General features: G+C 69.7%; 20 protein-coding genes. 14 read left to right on the forward strand and 6 right to left on the reverse strand.

Going from position 1 to position 21,865, the window contains the following annotated elements; translation table 11 throughout:
* Nucleotides 1-73 precede the first annotated feature (73 nt).
* From OG562_RS03490 to OG562_RS03515, 6 genes are read left to right on the forward strand one after another with little or no spacing between them, the layout of a single operon-like run.
* Nucleotides 74-1,150: a cupin domain-containing protein gene (locus OG562_RS03490; protein WP_266393475.1), complete on the forward strand. Its 1,077-nt coding sequence runs from the start codon at nucleotides 74-76 to the stop codon at nucleotides 1,148-1,150.
* The gene (locus OG562_RS03495) at nucleotides 1,147-1,977 is read left to right on the forward strand and encodes a fumarylacetoacetate hydrolase family protein (protein WP_266393477.1); all 831 of its coding nucleotides are present in this window, start codon (nucleotides 1,147-1,149) and stop codon (nucleotides 1,975-1,977) included. The genes OG562_RS03490 and OG562_RS03495 overlap by 4 nt, the downstream gene beginning before the upstream one ends.
* Nucleotides 1,974-2,699 (forward strand): maleylpyruvate isomerase family mycothiol-dependent enzyme, encoded by a 726-nt coding sequence (locus tag OG562_RS03500; protein WP_266393479.1) that lies wholly within the window; start codon nucleotides 1,974-1,976, stop codon nucleotides 2,697-2,699. Before OG562_RS03495 ends, OG562_RS03500 begins: the two co-directional genes overlap by 4 nt.
* A 16-nt stretch (nucleotides 2,700-2,715) precedes the next feature.
* Entirely contained in the window at nucleotides 2,716-4,269 is a 1,554-nt protein-coding gene (locus OG562_RS03505) for an FAD-dependent monooxygenase (protein WP_266393481.1), read from the forward strand.
* A complete protein-coding gene (locus OG562_RS03510) occupies nucleotides 4,266-6,323 on the forward strand; it encodes an acetate--CoA ligase family protein (protein ID WP_266393483.1) in 2,058 nt (685 codons plus the stop codon). The genes OG562_RS03505 and OG562_RS03510 overlap by 4 nt, the downstream gene beginning before the upstream one ends.
* Nucleotides 6,313-7,974 (forward strand): (2,3-dihydroxybenzoyl)adenylate synthase, encoded by a 1,662-nt coding sequence (locus OG562_RS03515; RefSeq protein ID WP_266393485.1) that lies wholly within the window; start codon nucleotides 6,313-6,315, stop codon nucleotides 7,972-7,974. Before OG562_RS03510 ends, OG562_RS03515 begins: the two co-directional genes overlap by 11 nt.
* Before the next feature lie 377 nt (nucleotides 7,975-8,351).
* Here OG562_RS03515 and OG562_RS03520 read toward each other — a convergent pair whose 3' ends face one another.
* The gene (locus tag OG562_RS03520) at nucleotides 8,352-8,723 is read right to left on the reverse strand and encodes an antibiotic biosynthesis monooxygenase (RefSeq protein WP_266393487.1); all 372 of its coding nucleotides are present in this window, start codon (nucleotides 8,721-8,723) and stop codon (nucleotides 8,352-8,354) included.
* 92 nt (nucleotides 8,724-8,815) lie between these two features.
* Nucleotides 8,816-9,610 (reverse strand): alpha/beta fold hydrolase, encoded by a 795-nt coding sequence (locus OG562_RS03525; RefSeq protein ID WP_266393489.1) that lies wholly within the window; start codon nucleotides 9,608-9,610, stop codon nucleotides 8,816-8,818.
* A gap of 142 nt (nucleotides 9,611-9,752) precedes the next feature.
* On the opposite strand from OG562_RS03525, the gene OG562_RS03530 reads away from it, so the two are divergent.
* From OG562_RS03530 to OG562_RS03550, 5 genes are all read left to right on the forward strand, one after another.
* Nucleotides 9,753-10,352 (forward strand): TetR/AcrR family transcriptional regulator, encoded by a 600-nt coding sequence (locus tag OG562_RS03530; protein ID WP_266393491.1) that lies wholly within the window; start codon nucleotides 9,753-9,755, stop codon nucleotides 10,350-10,352.
* A gap of 905 nt (nucleotides 10,353-11,257) precedes the next feature.
* Nucleotides 11,258-12,442: an amidohydrolase family protein gene (locus OG562_RS03535; RefSeq protein WP_266393493.1), complete on the forward strand. Its 1,185-nt coding sequence runs from the start codon at nucleotides 11,258-11,260 to the stop codon at nucleotides 12,440-12,442.
* A 283-nt stretch (nucleotides 12,443-12,725) separates the two neighbouring features.
* Nucleotides 12,726-13,217 (forward strand): glycosyltransferase, encoded by a 492-nt coding sequence (locus OG562_RS03540; RefSeq protein ID WP_266393495.1) that lies wholly within the window; start codon nucleotides 12,726-12,728, stop codon nucleotides 13,215-13,217.
* Nucleotides 13,186-13,890, forward strand: a complete 705-nt coding sequence (locus OG562_RS03545; protein ID WP_266393497.1) for a response regulator transcription factor — start codon at nucleotides 13,186-13,188, stop codon at nucleotides 13,888-13,890. The genes OG562_RS03540 and OG562_RS03545 overlap by 32 nt, the downstream gene beginning before the upstream one ends.
* A gap of 22 nt (nucleotides 13,891-13,912) precedes the next feature.
* A complete protein-coding gene (locus OG562_RS03550) occupies nucleotides 13,913-15,043 on the forward strand; it encodes a cell wall metabolism sensor histidine kinase WalK (RefSeq protein WP_266393499.1) in 1,131 nt (376 codons plus the stop codon).
* 505 nt (nucleotides 15,044-15,548) lie between these two features.
* On the opposite strand, the gene OG562_RS03555 is transcribed toward OG562_RS03550, so the two are convergent.
* Entirely contained in the window at nucleotides 15,549-15,989 is a 441-nt protein-coding gene (locus OG562_RS03555) for a MarR family winged helix-turn-helix transcriptional regulator (RefSeq protein ID WP_266393501.1), read from the reverse strand.
* A 132-nt stretch (nucleotides 15,990-16,121) separates the two neighbouring features.
* Here OG562_RS03555 and OG562_RS03560 point away from each other — a divergent pair, with 132 nt between their 5' ends.
* The 3 genes from OG562_RS03560 to OG562_RS03570 all read left to right on the forward strand — a co-directional run bounded on the left by OG562_RS03560 (nucleotide 16,122) and on the right by OG562_RS03570 (nucleotide 18,591).
* The gene (locus OG562_RS03560; protein ID WP_266393503.1) at nucleotides 16,122-17,174 is read left to right on the forward strand and encodes an ABC transporter permease; all 1,053 of its coding nucleotides are present in this window, start codon (nucleotides 16,122-16,124) and stop codon (nucleotides 17,172-17,174) included.
* Between the two features lie 146 nt (nucleotides 17,175-17,320).
* Complete coding sequence (locus OG562_RS03565) at nucleotides 17,321-17,782, forward strand: MarR family winged helix-turn-helix transcriptional regulator (RefSeq protein ID WP_266393505.1); 462 nt, start codon at nucleotides 17,321-17,323, stop codon at nucleotides 17,780-17,782.
* A 179-nt stretch (nucleotides 17,783-17,961) separates the two neighbouring features.
* Nucleotides 17,962-18,591 (forward strand): TetR/AcrR family transcriptional regulator, encoded by a 630-nt coding sequence (locus OG562_RS03570; RefSeq protein ID WP_266393507.1) that lies wholly within the window; start codon nucleotides 17,962-17,964, stop codon nucleotides 18,589-18,591.
* Nucleotides 18,592-18,792: 201 nt separating this feature from the next.
* Here OG562_RS03570 and OG562_RS03575 read toward each other — a convergent pair whose 3' ends face one another.
* The 3 genes from OG562_RS03575 to OG562_RS03585 form a co-directional block, all read right to left on the reverse strand.
* Nucleotides 18,793-19,680: an SDR family oxidoreductase gene (locus OG562_RS03575; protein WP_266393508.1), complete on the reverse strand. Its 888-nt coding sequence runs from the start codon at nucleotides 19,678-19,680 to the stop codon at nucleotides 18,793-18,795.
* Nucleotides 19,681-19,745: 65 nt separating this feature from the next.
* Nucleotides 19,746-20,849, reverse strand: coding sequence for an alcohol dehydrogenase catalytic domain-containing protein (locus OG562_RS03580; RefSeq protein WP_323187474.1), 1,104 nt, complete (start codon nucleotides 20,847-20,849; stop codon nucleotides 19,746-19,748).
* A complete protein-coding gene (locus OG562_RS03585; protein WP_266393509.1) occupies nucleotides 20,849-21,838 on the reverse strand; it encodes a hypothetical protein in 990 nt (329 codons plus the stop codon). Before OG562_RS03585 ends, OG562_RS03580 begins: the two co-directional genes overlap by 1 nt.
* Between the last annotated feature and the right edge of the window lie 27 nt (nucleotides 21,839-21,865).

A 21,865-nucleotide genomic window follows, 5' to 3' on the forward strand; every position in this document is an offset into this window, starting at 1 on the left:
GCGTCAGGGACGGCGCGGAACGATGCGCGCTTCGTCCGGCGGTCGCCGTACGACACGAACGTGGAGGTTTTCCATGACCGACACCACCAGCGAACAGACCGAGCGCAAGCTGCTCGACGAGCTGTACGCGGATTTCGAGGACGCGGGTCTGATCCCGCTGTGGACCCAGGTGGACGGCCTCATGCCGATGGTGCCGCAGCCAGCCGCGGTGCCGCACCTGTGGCGGTGGGCGGAGCTGCTGCCCATCGCGCAGCGCTCCGGAGAGCTCGTGCCGGTGGGCCGTGGTGGCGAGCGCCGCGCCATGGCCCTCTCCAACCCCGGCCTTCCGGGCCTTCCTTACGTCACCCCGACCCTGTGGACCGCGATCCAGTACCTGGGACCCCGCGAGGTCGCACCCTCGCACAGGCACAGCCAGGGGGCCTTCCGGTTCGTGGTCGAAGGCGAGGGCGTATGGACCAACGTCGACGGGGACGCGGTGGCGATGCGACGGGGTGACCTGCTGCTCACGCCGAGCTGGGCCTTCCACGAGCACCAGAACGTCACCGATGAGCCGATGGCCTGGCTCGACGGCCTGGACATCCCGCTCGTCTCCAAGCTGGACGCCGGCTTCTTCGAGTTCGGCCCCGACGAGCTCTCCACCCGTGAGACCCCCGAGCGCTCGCGCGGCCAGCGACTGTGGGGCCACCCCGGACTGCGCCCGATCAGCCGGCCTGACCAGCCCAACTCCCCGCTGAACGCGTACCGCTGGGAGCACACCGATGCCGCTTTGACCGCCCAGCTGGAGTTGGAGCAGGAGGGTGTGCCCGGCGTGCTCGAGCCCGGGCACGCCGGAGTCCGCTTCTCGAACCCCACCACTGGCAGGGACGCCCTGGTCACGATGCGCACCGAGATGCGCCGTCTGAGGGCCGGCACCCAGACCACCCCGGTGCGCACGGTCGGCTCCGCGGTCTGGCAGGTGTTCGAGGGTGAGGCGGTCGCGCAGGTCGGCGACAAGGTCTTCGAGATCGCCAAGGGCGACCTGTTCGTCGTCCCGTCCTGGTGCGAGGTCTCGCTGTCCGCCCGCACCCAGGTCGACTTCTTCCGCTTCAGCGACGAGCCCGTCTACGAGGCCCTCGGTCTCGCCCGTACCTCCCGAGGAGAACACAAGTGAAGCTCGCCACCATCCGCGTCAACGGCACCACGCGCGCCGTCCGCGTCGACGAGGACAAGGCCGTCGACCTCGGCGAGAGCGACCTGGTGGCCTTCCTGCGCCACAGTGACTGGGCGACGCGTGCCGCGGACGCCGACGGTGACACATACGAAGGCGCCCTGGACTACGCCCCCGTGGTCGTCGCGCCGGAGAAGGTCGTGTGCGTCGGTCTCAACTACCGCACCCACATTCTGGAGATGGGCCGCGAACTCCCCTCGCACCCCACGCTGTTCTCCAAGTTCGCGAGGGCGCTGGTCGGTGCGTACGACGACGTGACCCTGCCCGCCGCGTCCACGCAGATGGACTGGGAGGCCGAGCTCGGCGTCGTCATCGGTACCGAGGTCCGGCACGCCGACACAGAGCAGGCGCGGGCCGCGATCGCCGGGTACACCGTGCTCAACGACGTCACCGCACGCGACTGGCAGTACCGCACCACCCAGTGGGACCAGGGCAAGACCTTCGAGGCCACCACCCCCATCGGACCGTGGCTGGTGACCGCCGACGACCCCGCGGTCTCCGCCCAGGGCCTGAACCTGACCTGTGAAGTCGACGGCGACACGGTCCAGAAGGCCGACACCGGTGACCTTGTCTTCGACCCGGCCACCCTGGTCGCGTACCTGTCCGAGATCGTCACCCTCGTGCCCGGCGACGTGATCGCCACCGGAACCCCGGGCGGGGTCGGCCACGCCCGCAAGCCCGCCCGCTATCTGCAGGACGGTTCACTCCTCGTCACCCGGATCGAGGGAATCGGCGAGACTCGCAACACCTGCCGCCGGGAGACACGGTGAGCGCAGGCCCGGCCATGGTGCTGGAGCAGGCGGCCAAGGGCACGGCGGCCTTCGAAGCCGCCGTGCACCGGCTGACCGACCCGGGATTCACCAGGCCCTCGTACCTGCCGGGCTGGAGCCGCGCCCACGTCGTCGCCCACGTCGCCCGCAACGCCGACGCCCTCGTCAACCTGCTGATCTGGGCGCGTACTGGTGTCGAGACGCCCATGTACGCAAGTGGCGCCCAGCGTGCGCGCGAGATCGAGGAGGGCGCCCGGCAGCCGGCCGAAAAGCTGCGTGCCGAGCTGCTCGCGGCCGACGGCCGTCTCGCCGAGGAGCTCGCCGCGCTGCCCGACGAGTACTGGGCGGCGACCGTCCGCACCGCGCGAGGCCGTGAGGTGCCCCTCTCTCAGGTGCCCTGGATGCGGGTGCGCGAGGTATGGGTCCACGCCGTCGACCTGAACATCGACACCAGCTTCGACGACGTGCCGCACGACGTGTGCGCGGCCCTCGTCGACGACGTGGCCGCCTCCTTCCCCGGCCGACCGGACAGTCCCACCGTCCGGCTGCGGTCCGAGGCCGGTGCCCACACCTGGCTGCTGGGCGACTCGGCCGACGTCGAGCCGGTCGTGGTGAGCGGTGACCTGCCCAGCCTGGCCGCCTACGCGACCGGGCGCCCCGTCCCCGGCCCGCTGTACCCGACCGGCGGGGGATCCCTGCCGAAGCTGCCCGCGTGGCTGTGAGCACGAAGGAAAGACGATGAAAGTTGCCTGCATCGGCGCAGGTCCCGGAGGACTGTTCTTCGCCACACTGCTCAAACGGAGCCGGCCCGGCGCCGAGGTCGTGGTCTTCGAACGCAACCGCCCCGACGACACGTTCGGCTTCGGAGTGGTCTTCTCCGACGCCACACTCGACGCCATTGACGCCGCCGATCCCGTCCTCAGCGAGGCGCTGGAGAAGCACGGCCGGCATTGGGACGACATCGAGGTCCGCGTGCACGGGGCTCGGGAGCGCGTTGGCGGCATGGGCATGGCGGCTGTCGTACGCAAAACGCTGCTGAGCCTGCTGCAGGAGCGGGCCCACGCCGAGGGCGTGCAGATGCGCTTCCAGCACGAGGTCCGCGATCCCACCGAGCTGGACGACTTCGACCTGGTCGTGGTGTGCGACGGCGCCAACAGCCGCTTCCGCACCCTGTTCGCCGACGACTTCGGACCGACCGCCGAGGTGGCGAGCGCGAAGTTCATCTGGTTCGGCACCACCTACGCGTTCGACGGGCTCACGTTCGTCCACCAGGACGGCCCCCACGGTGTCTTCGCCGCCCACGCCTATCCGATCAGTGAGTCGCTGAGCACCTTCATCGTCGAGACCGACGCGGACTCCTGGACCAGGGCCGGTCTCGACGCCTTCGATCCGTCGACCCCGCCGGGCATGAGCGACGAGAAGACCAAGAGCTACCTGGAAGACCTGTTCCGCGAGCAGATCGACGGGCACCCGCTGGTCGGCAACAACTCCCGCTGGGCCAACTTCGCGACCCGCAGGGCCCGTTCGTGGCGACGGGGCAAGTGGGTGCTGCTGGGCGACGCTGCGCACACCGCGCACTTCTCCGTCGGGTCCGGCACCAAGATGGCCATGGAGGACGCGGTCGCGCTGGCCGAGACCCTGGGGGAGGCGTCGCACAGCGTGCCGGAGGCACTGGAGATCTACGAGGAGCGCCGCCGCCCCAAGGTGGAAAAGATCCAGAACTCGGCGCGGCCCAGCCTGTCCTGGTGGGAGCACTTCGGCCGCTACGTCCGTACGCTCGACGACCCGACGCAGTTCGCCTTCCACTTCCTCACCCGCAGCATCCCGCGGGGCAAACTCACCCTGCGTGACGCGGCATACGTGGACCGCGTCGACGGATGGTGGCGGCGCTGTCACGATGCGGGGCCCCTGCAGACGCCTTTCCGCGGCGGACCATACCGCCTTCCCTCGCGGCGGGTGACGGTCGACGACGACGTCCTGACCGGAACCGACGGCACCGGCATCCCGATGGTCCCCTTCAGCGGTCAGTCGTCGGGGGCGGGCGTATGGATCGACGCCCCGGACACTGAGGAGGGTCTGCCGCTCGCTCTTGATCAGGTGCGTGAGACGGCAGAGGCGGGCGCCTTGCTCGTCGGTGTACGCGGCGGTACGGCGCTGACCCGCGTACTGGTCGCGGAGGAAGCCCGGCTCGTGCACAGCCTGCCCGCCGCGATCGTCGGCGCCTACGACGACGACACCGCGACCACGCTCGTCCTCTCCGGCCGGGCCGACCTCGTCGGAGGCACCAAGTGACCTCCCTGGAACCGCTGTTCGCACCCCGAGCCATCGCCGTGCTCGGCGCATCGGCCACGCCTGGGAAGCTCGGCGCGGCCATGGCCGACTCCCTGGCTTCCTTCCCGGGGCCGGTGATGAAGGTCAACTCCGGCCGCCCGGAACCCGATCGGGGCTTCTTCCCCACCGTCGGCGAGGCCGCCGCAGCCCACGGCATCACACCCGACCTGGTCGTCTCCTGCATTCCGGCCGCCGTGACCGCGGACGCCCTACGCGAGGCGGCAGCCGTCGGTGCCCGCGCCGCGCTCGTGTGCGCGGGCGGTTTCGCAGAAGCCGGCGGCGACGGGGTGCTGCACCAGCAGGCGTTGACTGACGTGGTGGCGGACACCGGCATCCGGGTCCTCGGACCGAACACATCAGGCTTCCTCGTCCCCCACCGACGGCTCACGGCCAGTTTCGTCCCGGGCGCGCCCGACCTGGAAGCGGGTCCGGTGGCGGTCGTGGCCGCGAGCGGCGGCGTGAACCACGCGCTGGCGTTCGCCCTGGCCGAGGCCGGCGTCGGCCTGCGCCTCGGGGTCGGGCTGGGCAACAGCCTGGACGTCACCCAGGCCGACGTCCTCGACCACCTTGCCGAGGACGATGGCGTACGGGCCGTCGCCCTGCACGTGGAGACCGCCGCGGAAGGCCGCCGTCTCACCGAGGCGGTGCGGCGTCTGACCGATCGTGTCCCCGTGGTGGCCCTGGTCGTGGGCCGCAGCGACATCGGAGATTTCGCCCGCTCCCACACCGGTGCCCTGGCCACCTCCTGGCGCGTGACCAGGACGGCCCTGCGCCAGGCCGGAGCCGTCCTCGTCGACGACGAGCGCGACCTCGTCGACGCAGTCACCGCGCTCAGCCGTGTACGACTCCCCGCGCATCCCCGTGCAGGCGTCGGCCTGGTCACCGCCCAGGCCGGACCCGGTCTGCTGCTCACGGACGACCTGCGCTCCCACGGCATCCAGGTTCCCCCGTTGGTCGAACGGACGGTGAAGGAGCTGCGCGAGCTGCTCCCGGCCCTCACCTATCTGAACAACCCTGTCGACACCGGTCGGCCCTCACCCACGATCACGCAGATCGTGGAGCGGGTCTCGGAGGACCCCGGTATCGACGTCACCGCCGTCTACGGGCTGCTGGAACCGACGGCGGTGGACCTCCCGGCCGCGCTGACCGCCGCCCGTACGGCCACCCCGCTCGTCGCCGTCGTCGGCGGACCCGTGGAGCAGGCGCGGCGGACCCGCCGTGAACTCGGCGAAGCCGGCATTCCCTGCGCGGCCACGCCGGCCTCGGGATCGGCGATGGTACGCGCGCTCGTCGAGGACGCGGCTGCGCGCACTCGACCGGAGGCCGTCCTCACCGCCTCCGATGCCCCCACCCTGCCCCCGCCGGGGCCGGTCGACGAGCACACGGCCAAGGGCGTCCTCGCGGACTTGGGCATCCACACGCCCGTACGGCGCGTGTGCGCCGACCCCGCCGCGGCGCACGCGGCTCTCGACGAGCTCGGCGGCTCGGTCGTCGTGAAGATTCTCGACGCGGACATCCTGCACAAGACGGAAGTGGGCGGGGTCCAGGTCGGCATCCGCACCCACAAGGAGCTCGACGAAGCCCTCGCCCGCATGCCCGCGAGCTCCGCGCTGCTGGTGGAACAGATGGCCCCCGCCGGTCCCGAACTCATCGTCGGCGTACGCCGCGACCCGGTCTTCGGCCCCGTGCTGGCTCTGGGCGCCGGGGGAACGGCTGCCGAAATCCTCGGCGACGTCTCCCTGCGCCTCGCGCCTCTGTCCTCGAACGAGGCTCACGCGATGCTCGACGAGCTCGCCACCCGCCAGCTGTTCCTCGGCGCGCGCGGCGCCACCCCGGTCGACCGCGCGCGACTCACCCACGTACTGCTCGCCCTGGCCTCCCTCGCCGCCGACGATGCCGTGGCCGAGTGCGAGATCAACCCTTTGCGCGTCCTGCCCGACGGCGACGTCGTCGCGCTCGACGCCGTACTGCTGTTGCGTGACCCCCGGGATCAAGGAGGATCCGATGACGCGTGAGGGATTCGTGCCCTGGCCCAAGGAGGCGGCCGACCGCTACCGCGAGGCCGGATACTGGCGTGGCAGGCCGCTCGGCTCGTACCTTCACGAATGGGCGGAGACCTACGGCGACGCGGTGGCCGTAGTGGACGGCGACACACGTCTGACTTACCGTCAACTCGTCGACAGAACCGACGGATTGGCGTGCCGCCTGCTGGACAGTGGTCTCAAATCCGGGGACGCGATGCTCGTCCAGCTGCCCAACGGCTGGGAGTTCGTCACACTCACCCTTGCCTGTCTGCGGGCTGGAATCGCTCCCGTGATGGCGATGCCCGCGCACCGCGGTCACGAACTGCGCTATCTGGCCGCCCATGCCGAGGTCACCTCGATCGCCGTACCGGACCGACTCGGCGACTTCGACCACCAGGCCCTGGGGCGGGAGGTCGCCGAAGGCACCCCGAGCGTACGGCTGTTGCTCGTCGCGGGTGGCACGGCCGGTACCGACGCCACGGACCTGCGCGCCCTGGCCGAACCGGCCGACGACCCGGCCGGCGCACGTGCCCGGCTCGACGACATCGCCCCGGACAGCGGCGCCATCGCCATCTTCCTGCTCTCCGGCGGTACGACCGGACTGCCGAAGCTCATCACCCGTACCCATGACGACTACGAGTACAACGCCCGCCGCAGCGCTGAGGTCTGCGGCCTCGACGCCGACTCCGTCTACCTGGTGGCGCTGCCCGCCGGACACAACTTCCCCCTGGCCTGTCCCGGCATCCTGGGGACCCTCATGAACGGTGGCCGGGTCGTCCTGGCCCGCACCCCGGAACCCGGCAAGGTGCTGCCGCTGATGGCCGCCGAGGGCGTGACGGTCACCGCCGCCGTACCGGCCGTCGTCCAGCGCTGGATCGAGGCGGTGGCCTCCGGCCGCCACCCCGCCCCGCCCGCACTACGGCTGTTGCAGGTGGGTGGCGCCCGTCTTGCGCCCGAGGTCGCCCGCCGCGCCGAACCCGTGCTCGGCGGCACGCTCCAGCAGGTGTTCGGCATGGCAGAGGGACTGTTGAACTACACGCGCCTCGACGACCCCGACGAGATCAAGATCGAGACACAGGGGCGCCCCATGTGCCCGGACGACGAGATCCTCGTCGCCGACGCCTCCGACGAGCCGGTCCGGCCCGGCGAGATGGGCGCGCTGCTCACCCGCGGCCCGTACACACCACGCGGCTACTACCGGGCCACCGAGCACAACGCCCGAGCGTTCACCCCCGACGGCTGGTACCGCACCGGTGACATCGTCCGGCTGCACCCGTCGGGCAATCTCGTCGTCGAAGGACGAGACAAGGACCTCATCAACCGGGGCGGCGAGAAGATCTCCGCCGAGGAGGTCGAGAACCTCATCTACCGCCTGCCCGGTGTCGCCCGCGTCGCGGCCGTCGCCAAGGCCGACCCCGACCTGGGGGAGCGGGTGTGCGCGGTCGTGGTCGTCGAGCCCGGGACCCACTTGAGCCTCGAATCGGTCCGTGCCGCCCTCACCACCATGCAGGTGGCGCGATACAAGCTCCCGGAAGACCTGCTGGTCGTGGAGGAGTTGCCGCTGACAAAGGTCGGCAAGATCGACAAGAAGCGTCTGCGGGATGTCGTCCGTGGCAAGGCGGACTCCGTCGAGGCGGTGTGACGGCGCTCGCCACGGCGGCGAACGGGCCGGCGTCGTCACGGTGACCTTCGCTTCCCCTGAGGGAGTCAATCGGCTTTGCCGGCCTTCCGGCGGTACCTGGGAAGCAGCTCCAGGTACCGCCATCGCCGTCACCCCGTGTCCCGACCGTCGGACCAGTAGCGGGATGTACCCCGCCCTGGTGACCAGCGACATGCGTCCTCTCGTACGTCCTGCCGCTGAGTCTTTCTCCGTGCGGGCCGGGCCGAGTGCTTCGAGCACCGGTCGGTCAGAGGACACGGACCGGCGTCGTCGGCGCGAGCCCGCGGCTGACCAGGAACCGAACGTCGCTACCACGTCGTGCGCGTGGCGAACGGCGGCCCGGACTCGGCTGGCGGTCGTCATTCCCCGTCGCAGACGCCTTCTACAGCGAACTTCTGGTAGAGGTGCGGGTAGGCCACGGTACCGGCAGGGTAGCTCGCCAGATGCGAGGCGAACTCCGGCGTGCCGAGCGCTGCGCGGAGGTGCTCGGTGGATTTCCAGACTGCGACGTTGGTGAAGAGCCGGCTGCCTGCTATACCCCGGTACAGCTGCACGGAGAGGAGGCTCCCCGACCTCTTCATGTACTCCGCGTCGTCCTTCCAGGCGGCCACCACCTCGTCCTCCTTGCCCTCCGGGGCGACAAAGGTGTTGATGATGGTGACCGGGCCGGCCTCCTCCTTCTGCTGGTCGTGGAAGTGGGTGGACTCGTCGAGCTGGCCGAACTTGAGCATGGTTCCTCCATGTACTCGCGTGTGGTGAGTTGTGATCAAGGAGCGGTCCGGGTGAGGGGCCGGGCCCCTGTGGCACCGCCGGTGGTGTGCGTTCAGGCGTGGTGCTTGTCGAGGAAGTCGGTGATGAGCTGCAGCCACTCGTCGGTCCGCTCCAGCATCGGCAGGTGGCCGGTGGCGATTTCGGCGAGTTGGGCGCCGGGGATGGTCTCGGCGAGCCGGCGGTGCAGGTCGCTGGAGACGAGCCGGTCGTCGGCGGTCGAGACGACCAGAGTGGGGACCGTGATGCCGGCGAGGTCGTCCCGGACGTCGACCTGGCCGACGAGGTCGGTCTGCTCGGAGCTGCCGTCGACCGTACCGGCGGCGACGTAGCCGAGGGTCTGCTGCAGTTGCTCGGCCGGCATCGACTCCAGTGCCTGGGCGCCGAGGGCCATCATGAGCTGGAATTCGGCGAGCAGCTCGCGGTCGCCGGACGCGGCGATCTTGCTCTGGATCGAGGAGGCGAGAGCGAGCCGGTTGTCGCGGTGCGCGAAGGCGGCGGTCAGGACGAGTGCGGTGACGCGCTCGGGGTGGCGGGTGGCGGCGCGGATGGCGACCGGGCCTCCGAGGGAGTAGCCGGACACGGCGAAGCGGTCGACGCCCTCCGCGTCGGCGGCGGCGACGAGCTGGTCGGCGAGGTCGTCGACGGACAGCGGGGTGGTGGAGCGGGGGGTGTCGCCGCTGCCGGGGTAGTCGATGCCGACGACCGTGTGGCGGGCGGCGAGGGCCTCCAGGACGGGGCCGTAGGTGCCGGCCAGGCTGCTGCCGGCGCCGTGAGCGAGGAGCAGGCCGGGGCCGGAGCCGAGGCGAGTGCGGGCGAAGGTGGGTGCGGTGAGGTTGCGGGGTGACATGAGCGTCTGCCTTTCGAATCGTCGACACGCAAGAATCATCCAGTGCGTGTGATTACTTCCTCAGGTCTATCACACAGTGCGTATGATTGCTGCCTGTGACGTCAATCACACACGCCGTATGATGTGCGGGTAGGGTGGTGGCATGAAGCAGCCCCTCCACCGCCGTCAGCCGACTCCGGGCAACCCGCGCGTGCAGCGCACCCGCAATCGCGTGCTGGCGGTCGCGCGGGAACTGCTGCCTCAGGTCGGACCTGCCGGGCTGAGCTACGCCCTGCTGGCCGAGCGGTCGGACGTCACCCGCCAAACCCTCTACCGGCACTGGCCCACCAGGGCCGCGCTGCTCTTCGACCTCGTCCTCGAAGGCCCCGACCTCGGCACCTACCCCGAACCGGGCAGCGACGTGCGTGAGGTGGCCACCGCCTGGCTGAAGAGCCTGCGCGCCGGCGTCAGCGTGCCGGCCGTGCGAGCCGCGGCCCTGGCCGTCACCGCCCAGGCCGACCACGACCCCGACAGTGCGCGGGCGCTCGTCCGCATCGGCGAAGACCGCTACGTCGGCTTCAACAAGCTGCTGGAGCCTTCGGGCATCCAGATCAGCGACGACGAGTTCACCCTGCTCTACGGGCCCGTCCTCGCCCGCCTCTTTCTCGACCGTGGCCAGGTCACCGACGCCTTCATCGACGCCGTCGTCGCCCAATGGCTCACCACGCTGCAGCCCTCCGGCGCACAGCGGGACTCCCGGTAGTAGTCACCGAAAGCTCCTGACGGAGGGGAACAACCGCGTTCAGGCAGCTGGACCGGACTACTGACAACCCGTCATCGCCGCCCCTGTCGAGTGAGCCTCGCCGTCCGCTGCTGGGCACTACTGCACACCGGCATGGCCGCCGGCCAGCTGTCCGCGTCCGCATGTGGAGCGCCGTCAGGTACTCCCGGACGTGCTCGCCGACCCTTGGCCGGCCGAGCCGGTCTGGTCGACCACCGAACTGAGCGACGCCCCGCAACCAGTACGAAGCTCTCGAAGGCACGGTCGCCAGTGCGGCGATCGGCTTCATAAGGGCTTCATGTGCTGAGTGGTAGGCGCTTTATGAGGCGGCTGTTGTCTGGCGGTCATGCACGTACTCCTCGTCCCGCCGGTGGACAACGTCGACCACCCTGCTGTGCGGCACCTGACTTCTGCGATCGGCACCTCGCTGTCCGGTTCCGTCGTGACCGGCGTGTCCTTGGCTTGGGGTCGGCCAGGCACGTGGAGCCCTCTGGACACGAGCTCGGCGATGACGCACCGCATGAAGGGACCGCCCGCCTGTTCACCTCGGTGGGGGCAGCGGCAGCGGGGCCGACGGCGTTGCTCGCGGGTCCGCTGCACTAGCCGACCGGTGAACGCCGGCCTATGCGGCTGCGTCGGCGCCGTGGGTTCCCACGCCTGAGCGCCGGACCGGCCTTTTGGCGGCAACCGGCCCGGCCGAGAAGCGACTTGGCCGCTTGCGCTCCCCGGTCGGCCTGGACCGCGCGCAGGCCAGCCCGAAGAGAGAGCGGTCTGCACCATCGCGGGGACCATCGCCCTTCCGCGCGGACCCTGCCGGCCGGGCGACGGCGCCGTGACGCACGCACACACGAACTGACTCGCACACGGAACGAAGAGGAGCACCGGAAATGAACCTGCGACGGAACATCTCGCGTCGAAGGGTGATCGAAGGAGCATCGGCCGCGGCACTTGTCACGGCTGCTGCGGCCACCATGCCTGCTGCCCTGGCCAGTCAGGAGGCGGCACCGTCCGGCCAGGGGCTGCCGAAGGGCAACTGGCGTATCGATACCCACGCGCACTACTCGCCCGACGTGTACAACGACTACCTCAAGCGCTATGGCCTCCTCGGCGCCATTACCGGGGCGTACGGTCCCTGGTCGGTGGATCGGCACCTGGCCTTCATGGACCAGTACCGGATCCAGGCCAGCGTCCTGTCGTTCGGCGACCTCCAGGTGACCGTCGGCCCGGTCGACGACCGGCGCGCCACCGCCCGCGCGGTCAACGACTACGCCCACGACCTCGTGCAGACCCGTGGTGACCGGTTCGGGATCTTCGCGGTCACCCCGATGCCCGACATCGAGGGCTCGGTGGCCGAGGTGGACCGCGCGCTCGGCGAACTGGATCTCGACGGCATCTGCCTGCTCACCAACTACAAGGGCACCTACCTGGGGGACCCTTCGTTCGCGCCTCTGTACGAGATCCTCAACGACCGCGGTGCCTACGTCTACGTCCACCCGACGGGTCCGGAGAACAACCCGGCTCCCAAGCTGTGCTTCGGCCCCGACATCCCGGCCGGGAACAACGTCTTCGAGTACAACTTCGACGCGACCCGCGCGATGACGAGCCTGATCTACAACGGTGTCCTGCGGGACTACCCCAACATCCGCTGGCACTTCACCCACAGCGGCGGGGCACTGCCGTTCCTTGCCTTCCGGCTCGCGACCCGGCACTCGGCCTTCCCGCCGTTCAACGAGGTGCTGCCCGAAGGCCCCCTCACGTACATGAAGCGGATGTACTTCGACAACGCACAGGCGTTCACCGCCGCGCAGTTGCAGCCGCTGTCGTCGCTGGTGCCCGACAGCCACATCATGTTCGGCAGTGACTGGCCGGCGACCCGCCACCTCTACGCGGCCGACAACGTCGAGACGATGCCCTTCCTCAAGGGCAGCCTGCCGAATCTCAAGGCAGGCGACCCCGAACCGACCGTCGACGAGATCTACAGCCGGCGCCGGCGGATCGCTCTCGAGCGGAACAACGCCCTCGAGCAGTTCCCGAAGCTGAAGGCGCGTATACGCCGCTCCGGCTCGCGCTGAGCCGCGACCCTACGCCGGCCCGGCCCGCCGCCCGCTGCCCGGCCGAGTGACCGCGGACGGAGCTCAGTGCAAAGGCCGGCGCTGGCTGGCGGGGAGGCCGGCGAGGGAGATCGACGTGGCCTGGCCGGGCGAGCGCGACACACAGGATGGGGAAGCCGGCGCCGGGACCGGCGTGGAGAAGGGGATCACGGTGCACCGCCCGGCACCGCGTTCCATCCCGGCTTCCCCGTCTGCTGGAGGAGTTCGGCTCCAACATCACGCACTTCCTTCCTGCGGCGGTGCCTTGAAGCATCTGGCGGACGAGTTCAGCAGCCGGGACCGCGTCACCTTCCCCGGCCTCGCAACCGACCAAGAGGTCCTGGACTTCTGTGCCCGCTGCGACATCTTCTGCGTGCTCGACACCGTGGAGCTGCAGAGCCTGGTCACCTCGGAGGCCATGGCAGCGGGCAAGCCCGTCGTCGCGGCCGACGCGACAGCGCTGCTGCGCCTCGTCCACCCAACCGCGACGGCTGCCTCTTCCTGCCCGGTGTTGTGGGCGCCCTTGCTGACCCTCATCGAGTTGTTCGGCGATCCGGCGGCGCGGCGCTCGTTGGGCGCAGCCGGCCCACGAGAGCGTCGCCAGCCACGACAGACACCGTACGCTGACGGCATTCGAGGCCCTCTGCCTCCACGCCGCTGGTGCCCTGCGGCCATGACGGCCTTCCTCCTCCCCCTTCCTCTCTCGGCGATGGAAAGCGAGCACGATGAGTACGCAGCGCGTTCTGGTCGTCGATGACGAGCCCAAGATCCGTATGACCGTGCGCGGCTACCTGGAGGCGGACGGGTTCGACGTCGTCGAAGCCGCGGACGGACGGTCCGCTCTGCAGGCGGTCACCCGCGACCGGCCGGACCTCGTCGTGCTCGACGTGATGCTTCCGGGCCTGGACGGATTCCAGGTCCTGCGCCGCATCCGGGAGGCGAGCCAGATTCCGGTGATCATGCTTACCGCCCGGGACGAGGAGGTCGACCGGCTGATCGGCTTCACCACCGGCAGTGACGACTACGTCACCAAGCCGTTCAGCCCCCGCGAACTGGCACTACGGGTGCGCGCCATCCTGCGGCGCACCGACAGACGGTCCGAGGCGGACCACGAGGACGGCGTGCTGCGCTTCGACGGGCTGACTGTCGATCAGGCGACGCGAACCGTCCTGGTCGATGCCGACCGAACGGTGGAGCTGTCCGCCCTCGACTTCGATCTGTTGTTCGCGTTGGCCCGTGTCCCCGGGCGGGTCTTCACCCGGCGCGGCCTGCTGGCCCAAGTATGGGGCGATGACTTCTTCGGCGACGAGCGCGTCGTGGACGTGCACATCCGCACTCTGCGGCGCGCGCTGGGCGACGACGCGGGCGCACCCCGGTTCGTGGGAACCGTCCGCACCATCGGCTACCGATTCATCGGGCGCCCCGCCTAGCGGCCAGGAAGGACATCCACCCATGCCTGCCCCGCGCTTTCCGGCCTTCTACCGGCCTCGTGCGCGGCTGCGCCGAATCAAGGAGCGTCTGTCGTTCCGCAACCGGCTGGTGCTCTCGCACGTCATGGTGCTGCTCCTGGCACTGGCAGCCATGGCGGCGATCAGCGCGCTGATCGAGGTGTGGCTCGGTTTCGACGACGTCGAAGGCGATGTGGTCCTGCAAGTCGGCCTTTTGTTCGGAGGGGCCGCGGCATTCCCGGCGTCCGTCGCCCTGTCCCGGTTTCTGCTGCGTCCGCTCGACAGGGTGCGCGCCGCCACGCGCCGGCTCGCCGAGGGACACTACGACGACATCCTCGAACTTCCCAGTGAGCCGGGCCTGGCAGCGCTGGTCCAAGACGTCAACACGCTGGCGGCTGCCCTCGCCGACACCGAACGCCGCCGCGCCCGGCTGATCTCCGAGGTCGCCCACGAGATGCGCACCCCCATCACCATCCTTCGCGGCCAGATAGAGGGCATCGCCGACGGCATCTTCACGCCCGATGAGGCGATGTTCGCCTCCCTTGCCGACGACCTCGACCGGCTGCAGCGCCTGGCCGGCGACCTCTCCAGCCTGTCCCGGTCGGAGGAAGGCGCCTTCGATCTTCGCCGCAGGCCCACCGACATAGCCATGCTCGCTCGGAGCACAGCCGAGCGACTGCGCCCCCAATACGAGGACCAGATGGTGGCCCTGGTCGTTGACGCAGGCACACCCGTCGCCGCTCTCTGCGACCCGGACCGGATCACCCAGGTCCTGGTGAACCTGCTCGGCAACGCACTGGCCGCGTGCGACCGGCAGGGACATGTGTCGTTGTCCGTGCACGCTGAACCGTCTCCCGCGCACCACGTGATCGTCCGCGTCATGGACGACGGCATCGGCATCGCCGAACACGACCGGGAGCGCATCTTCCACCGCTTCGAACGCCTTGAGCATCCCGGGCGACCCGCTGCCGCCGGCGGCAGCGGCATCGGCCTGACCATCGCCCGGGGCATCGCCCGAGCCCACGGCGGAGACATCACCGCGGAATCGGCCGGCCCGGGCAAGGGAGCGACGATTGCCTTGCACTTACCACAGGATCACGTTCACGAGGGCGGCCTGCCTCCGGTCTCCCCCTGACCCATCGACCCCGCAGCGGTTATGACGAGCACGTGGCGGGGTGTGCGTTCAGACGCTGTCCAGCAACAGGTCGCCGGCCACCGATGAGGGTGACCCACGACCGTGCCGGGCAACACGCCCGGTCAGGACGGCGGGGCTGGTTCGACAGGCGCGCCGAGACCCGACGCTGCCGCCGGCCAGGACCGGCTGCGCACCGTGCGCGCGAAGTCGGCGCGCAGGACATCGAAAGGCGCCGCGCACCCGCATCGCGGTGCCGCGGTGGCGGCAGCCGCGATGGCCTGAGACCAGGTGGACAAGGCGGACGAGCAGAAGCCGGTCAATATCGGAGGGGCCGAGCCCGATGCAACCGGCGGCAGGCGGTGGTCACCCGCACGAGCCGAACCGATCTCCGCCGCATGAGCGACCTGCTTCGCCAGATCGGGGAAGAGGCCGCGGAGGTGCTGCACTGACCGTGCCAACAGGCCAGGCCTTGTCCGAGCCTCACCCGGATGTGGGCACGACGCGCTCAGCTCGTGCCACGCAGGTCCGTCGTCGGCAAAGCATCGGGATTGAGCTCGGCAAGCATGCGGAGCAGCAGGGTGTGTACGACTGCCCGCTCGGCGGGGGCGAGGACCGCAAGCGCGTCCTCGTCGAGACGTTCCACCACACCCCGCGCCCGCTCAGCGAGCTTCGCGCCGCTGTCGGTGATGGTCAGCTGTACGGTCCTGCGGCTCAAAGGGTGGTCGCGGCGAGCCAGAAGGCCGCGGTCGACCAGCGCATTGACAGCGGCGCCCATGGACTGGGGAGTGATGCCGGTCCGACGCGCGATCTCCGCAGCGGAGATGCCCGGGGTCCAGGCGACGTGCTGCAGAGCGTTGTGCTGGGCGGCCGTGAGGTTGAGCGAGCGCAACGCTCTCTCGAGACGCGTCCCCATCGCGTGCACCACCTGCCACGCCAGGTAGCCCACGCGCGTCGAGGGTTGTGCGTCAGGACTCCCCATCAGCAACTCCAAAAGTAAGGTGCCTGATACTTCTATGGTACAAATAGAAGGTACCTTAGAAGGTGCCTTATAAAGAGAACTGCGAGAGGGCCCCTCCCCATGTCCACGCCACCGACCACTTCCGCCGAGCCGCGCCATGCGCACCATCACCACGCGATGGACGCCGCTCCAGCGCCGCAGGGCGCCACCGGGGTGAAAGGGGTTCTGCTCCCCGTCGCGATCGTGCTGGCCATCGGCTCGATCTTCGTCAGCGTGTTCCTGGCCGCATTTCACGCCCCGCGGCCTCACGACCTACCGGTCGCCGTAGTCGGGACGACCCAACGGCTCGAACAGATCACCGGCGGGCTGGAACTCGGGCTCCCCGGCGGATTCGAGGTGAAGCGTTACCCCGACGCGACTGCGGCCCGCCACGCGCTGCAGGACCGAAAGGTGTATGCCGCCTATGTCACCGGCCCCAGGAAGTCCGCCGATCTGCTGTATGCCGGAGCCAACGGCCCTTCGGTGACCTCGACGGTCACCGGTGCCTTCTCCGGTGTCGCCAAGGCGAGCGGAGACCGGCTGACCGTGCAGGACGTGGTGCCGGCCTCGGCGGGCGACACCCGCGGTATGTCTGTGTTCTACGCGGGGTTCGGCGTCGTGCTGGCTGGATTCCTGTTCGGCATGATGACCTACCAGATGGCTCCGCGACTGGAGTACCGGTGGAGGTTGGCCAGCCTGGCCTCCTTCAGCGTCCTCGCCGGCGTCCTCGTGGCGGCGATGGCCGGCAGCCTGGGCTTCTCGGCGCTGCCGGGCCCCTTCCTGGGCATCGCGGGGGTCATCGCACTGATGGCCGCGGCCGTCGGCAGCGCGACCATGATGTTCATGCGTCTCTTCGGCCGCGCCGGGATGTCGCTGGCCGCCGTGGTCCTGCTGACCTTCGGCAACAGCACGAGTGGTGGCACGCTGCCCACCGCCTACCTGCCTGGCTGGCTGCATCCGCTCTCGGAGATCCTCCCGGTGGGAGTCGGCGTACGAGCCGTCCAAGGCTTGTCCCACTTCAACAACGACGGTCTCACCGCGGGAGTCGTCGTCCTGGTGGCGTGGATCCTCGTCGCCGCCGTGGTGCTTTTCTGGCTTGATGCCCGCGGACCACGGCGCGCGACCGACGACTGACCTGTCAGTCTGCCGAGCGCCGTTCCCCCACGCCCGCTGCAGGACGGAAAGGCGGCCTCGGCCCACGGTCCGTGACACAGAGGCCCAGCTCCCCTGACTGGTGGCAGGCTCGCAAGCAGCACACCTCGCCCTCGTAGACTGCGACCGTGACCGACGCCGCGTTCCCCACCACCGGATACCTAGCCTGGCAGTTCTCCCAGATCATCGCGGGACGACTGGAGCGGGCGCTGCGCGCGGAGGATCTCACGTTGGCTCAGCACAACGCTCTGCAACAGGTCCTCTGGACGCCGGGGGTGTCCGCCGCGGAGATCGCGCGCCGCTCCGGCATCACGGCCCAGTCCATGGGAGCCGCAGTGAGCCAGCTCGTCGAGCGAGGACTGCTGCGACGTGAGCCGCATCCGACCAGCCGCCGCAGCATGCGCCTGTTCGCGACCGCCGAGGGACACGCGGCGGCCGCTCGTGCCGCGTCGATCGCGCGTCGGATCGAACGGGAGACGACGTCGCCACTCTCCCCGGACGACAAGGACGCCATTCACCGTCTGCTCCACCGTTTGGTCGAGGAACTGAACCCCGACGCCCTCGCCATCGACACTCGATCGCTGAACTAGCCCTGGCCGACCAGCGAATGCCGCTTCCCGGATCCGGCGCGCCGACGTGAGAAAGGAACGCGGAAAGGGCGAGCGGGACACAGATCGTCAGGCGCAGGTGAGTGCTGCACTGGAGACGAGGTCACCACGTGGACCGCGCGACGTTCGCTGGTGCGCCGCGAGCGAAAGGACGGACAGCCATGAGCCGTACCGAGAGCCGTCCGCCGTCGTACGGTTCCGCCCGTGGTCGTCCTCGCAGCAAGGCCGTGGAACAGGCCGTCCTGGAAGCGGTGCTGATGCTTCTCGAGGACGGCGTCCCGTTGACCGATCTCTCCATCGACCGCATCGCCCGCACCGCCGGCGTCGGCAAGGCGGCTATCTACCGCCGCTGGAGCGACAAGGAGGACCTCTTCGTCGACGTCATCCGCGTTGCCGAGCCCCCTGAGCGGGAACTCCCCGGTACGTCGATGCGGGACGACCTGGTCGTTCTCCTGGAATCACTGCGGCAACGCAGCCTGGCCGGCCGCTCGTCGGCGATCCTGCACACCGCACACACCCAGATGAGAAGCAGCCCGAAGATATGGGCCGCCTACCACTCCGGTGTGATCGCTCCCCGGCGCGATCTCGGACTGGAGATCCTCCGGCAAGGCCAACTGAACGGGGACCTCCGCATGGGCATCGACCTGGAACTGGCCATCGACATGTTCGTCGGCCCGCTGCTCATCCGCACGTTCGTACGCCACGACCCCGACCTCCCGGATGGACTGCCCGAAGAGATCGTCGACACCGTCCTCCATGGCCTACGGCCTGTCAGCTTCCCACACAGTTGAACGCGTAGGCATGGGGGCGCAGCCGCTGCCACCCGCCCGCCGTACCGCACCCGGTGGGCGCGCGAACCCGACATGGTGGTGCGCCCCGGCCGCTCGTCCGTCGCATACCGACCAGCCGTCAGCGCGGTGGTGGTTCTCCGTTCTCCCTACGTGAGGTGTCTCCCCTCCATTGGCGGGCACCCCACGACTGCGTCGGGGCGCTCAGTCTCTCGCGGCGAACGCGGTGGCCGCTTCCATGAAGGACGCGGGTACACGGCCGAGCAGCATCCGCAGGACGTTGCTGTTGCCGCGCAGGCCGTGCCGGTCATAGTCCTGCCACATGGCGCGCATGTCCGAGGCCCGGGAGGCGGAGTCGGCCACTCCCGGCGGGAGCGGTGCGTCCGCCCAGTCCACCGTCCTCGCCTCCAGATCCACTCCTCGCGCGCGCCCGGCGAAGCGCACCGCCTCGGCCAACGTCAGGGCGGGTCCCGCGAGTTCGTAGGTCGCCGAGTCGTGGACTTTCTCGGCAAGCACCTTGACGCCGGCTTCCCCGAGGTCGCGCAAGTCGATGAACGAGAACACGTTGTCGACGTTGAACGGCACCCCGACGGGGCCGGCCGGAGCCCTCCCCCACGTCGACAGGACGATCTGCGCGAACATCGAGGGCTGGAGGATCGTCCAGTTCAGCCGCGAGGCCCGCACGGCGGCCTCGGCGTTCGCTTTGCGCAGGTGGTGGCGCAGCCCTGGGGTGTGGGGGTGGAGAACAGACAGGTACACGAACCGGCGGGCGCCCGCGTGCTCAGCCGCCTCGAGCGCCCTCATCGCGAGCACGTCTTCCTCCGGATGGAACGCCGGCGGGATCATGAACACGGAGTCCGCGTTCTCCAGCGCTTGACGGATGCTGTCCGGCTTCACCAGGTCGGCCTCGACGATGTCGTCCACGCCCAGGGCAGCCACTCGTTCCCGCCCTGCCGGGCCGTGCACCACGGCCCGGACCCTGAATGGAGCTCGCAGCGCGGCCTTCAGCACGTACGTACCGCAGAGCCCGGCCGCCCCGATCACGGCGATCAGGGGCGGCTCCTGACTGCGTACGGCTTGTGATTCGGACACGTTCCCGGCTTCCTCTCGCAGTTCTGTGGCGACTTCTCAGAGTCGTGACACGCTCGTGCGTCCGTTCAGGGATTGATCACGGTCATCCACATCGGGTCGTCGACCCGTTGCTCTATGGCGTCCATGGCCTTGAGCGCTTCGGTGAGCGGGAACCGATGGGTGATGAGCTCGTCGGCGGTGAGGGCGCCCGTCGCGAGCAGACGCAGCACATCCGTCGTGTCCTGGCGGGTGCACGCGCGAGTGGCGACGAAGCGCCAGCAATGCATCATCAGGGCGATGGCGGGGAGCGACAGCGGGGTGGAGTTACCGCCCATGTGCACGAGTGTGCCGCCGGTGGCCATGCCGGCCATGGTCTGGCCGAGGGCGGGACCCTCCGGGATGAAGTCGATGACGGCATGGGCTCCCTCGGGCGCCAGCTCGCGCAGCCGACGGGTGAGAGTGCCCTCGGTCGACCAGTTCTCAGGGAGTTCGTCGAGTGCGACGACACCGGCCGGGACGCCGCCGGCGAGCCCGGCGACGCGGTGGAGGCGCTCGCTGTCGCGGCCGACGAGGATCAGACGGGCGACTCCGAAATGCTCCGCGAGTTTGACCGTCGCGGTTCCCATGGTGCCGGTCGCGGCGGTGACCACGAGGGTGGCCCGTTCCGGCAGGTCTGCGCACTTGAGTGCGCGCACGGCGTTGGCCAGATCCTGAACCTTGGCCGCGACGTCGAAGCCGACGGAGTCCGGCAGGGAATCGGTCAGCCAGTGCGGGACACGGACGTATTCCGCGAGTCCGCCGTCGTGGTACTGCTCGTACAGGGGCATCGGGGCATCGCCGAAGGCGGCGTGGCCGAGCATGGCCTGCTGGGCGCACATCATGTCCCGGTCGGTACGGCAGTACTCGCACTCACGGCAGTTCAGCAGGGGGTGCACCCGCACTCGATCGCCGACCGCGTGGCCGGTGACGTCCCGGCCGACGGCGGAGACGACGCCTGCGGCCTCGTGGCCGAGTGTGGCGGGCAGGTGTTTGAGCGCTCCCATCCGAAGCAGGCGCATGATGCCCGGCGCCAGGCCGGCGGAGGCGACCTTCACGACAACGTCGAGCGGACCTGGCTCGGGGACGGGCACTTCCTCCAGGACGAGTGCTTCGGCGCCCTGGTGCGCTCGCAGGGCAAGCATCGTGGCCATCAGCGGACCTCCACGGTGAGGCTCGGGAGAAGTTCGGGGGTGTAGGCATCCGCCGTACGCGTGGTCTCGGCGACCTGGGGCAGTTCCTGGTGCGAGAGGAGACTGACGTAGTCCCCGGGCTCGGTCACGACGCTGGTGTGGGAGATGCCGAGCGGGATGCGCACGAAGTCGCCCGGCTGGAGGTCGACGACGCCCCGCTGGGTGATCAGCGTGCGGTGACCATGGGCCTGGTACTGGATCTCGTCGGCGTCGAGGGTGCGCCGGTAGCGGCGCTGTCCGCCGGGAATGGTGGCGACCATGCCGAGGCGGATGCGATCTGTCGCGTACAGCCAGGTGATGTCCTCACCGGGATCGGCCCGCAGCACCGCCATCCGCCGGTCCTCCTGGTGCACCTGCTCGAGCAGGAGCTGTTCGTCGACCGCGAAGACGGTGATGTCGTGGCCGACCGCGGCCATGCACTGAGTGATCGCCTCGTTGGCCTCGCCGGGCTGCCAGCCGGGAAACGGCGGGAACACGGCCCCGGAGTCCCGCTGGGCCGGCGCCAGTTCGGTGACCGGCGCGGGGATGTAGAACAGCAGGTGGCTGTCCTCGCGGCCGTAGTTGTCGTGGGCGACGCCGCGCGGGATACGGGAGAACTCGCCGGGCTGGAACTCGATCACGCCGAGCTCGGACATCAGCGTCCGCTCGCCGCCGATCTGGTAGGAGATCTCGTCGACGTCGCAGTTGCGGTGGTAGAACGGCTGCCGGCCGTCGAGTTTCTGCCACTCGACGCGGATCTCGTCGTTCTCGTAGACGCCGCGCGGCGGGGCGAATGCTTCCGGCTCGTAGCGCTGCGGGTAGTGCACCACGGTCAGCGGCGGGTGCTCCCCCCACAGCTTGACGGGTACCTTCGGGGGATGCGGCGGCGAGAGAAGCAGGTGCTCGTCGCGGACGATACTGCGCAAGGGATGGTCGGAGCCCAAGACCATGACGTCTTCAACGACACTCACGGGGACCTCCTTGTCCTTGGGTGAATG

Origin of the sequence: Streptomyces sp. NBC_01275, from assembly GCF_026340655.1 — a bacterium.
Lineage (GTDB): Bacteria > Actinomycetota > Actinomycetes > Streptomycetales > Streptomycetaceae > Streptomyces.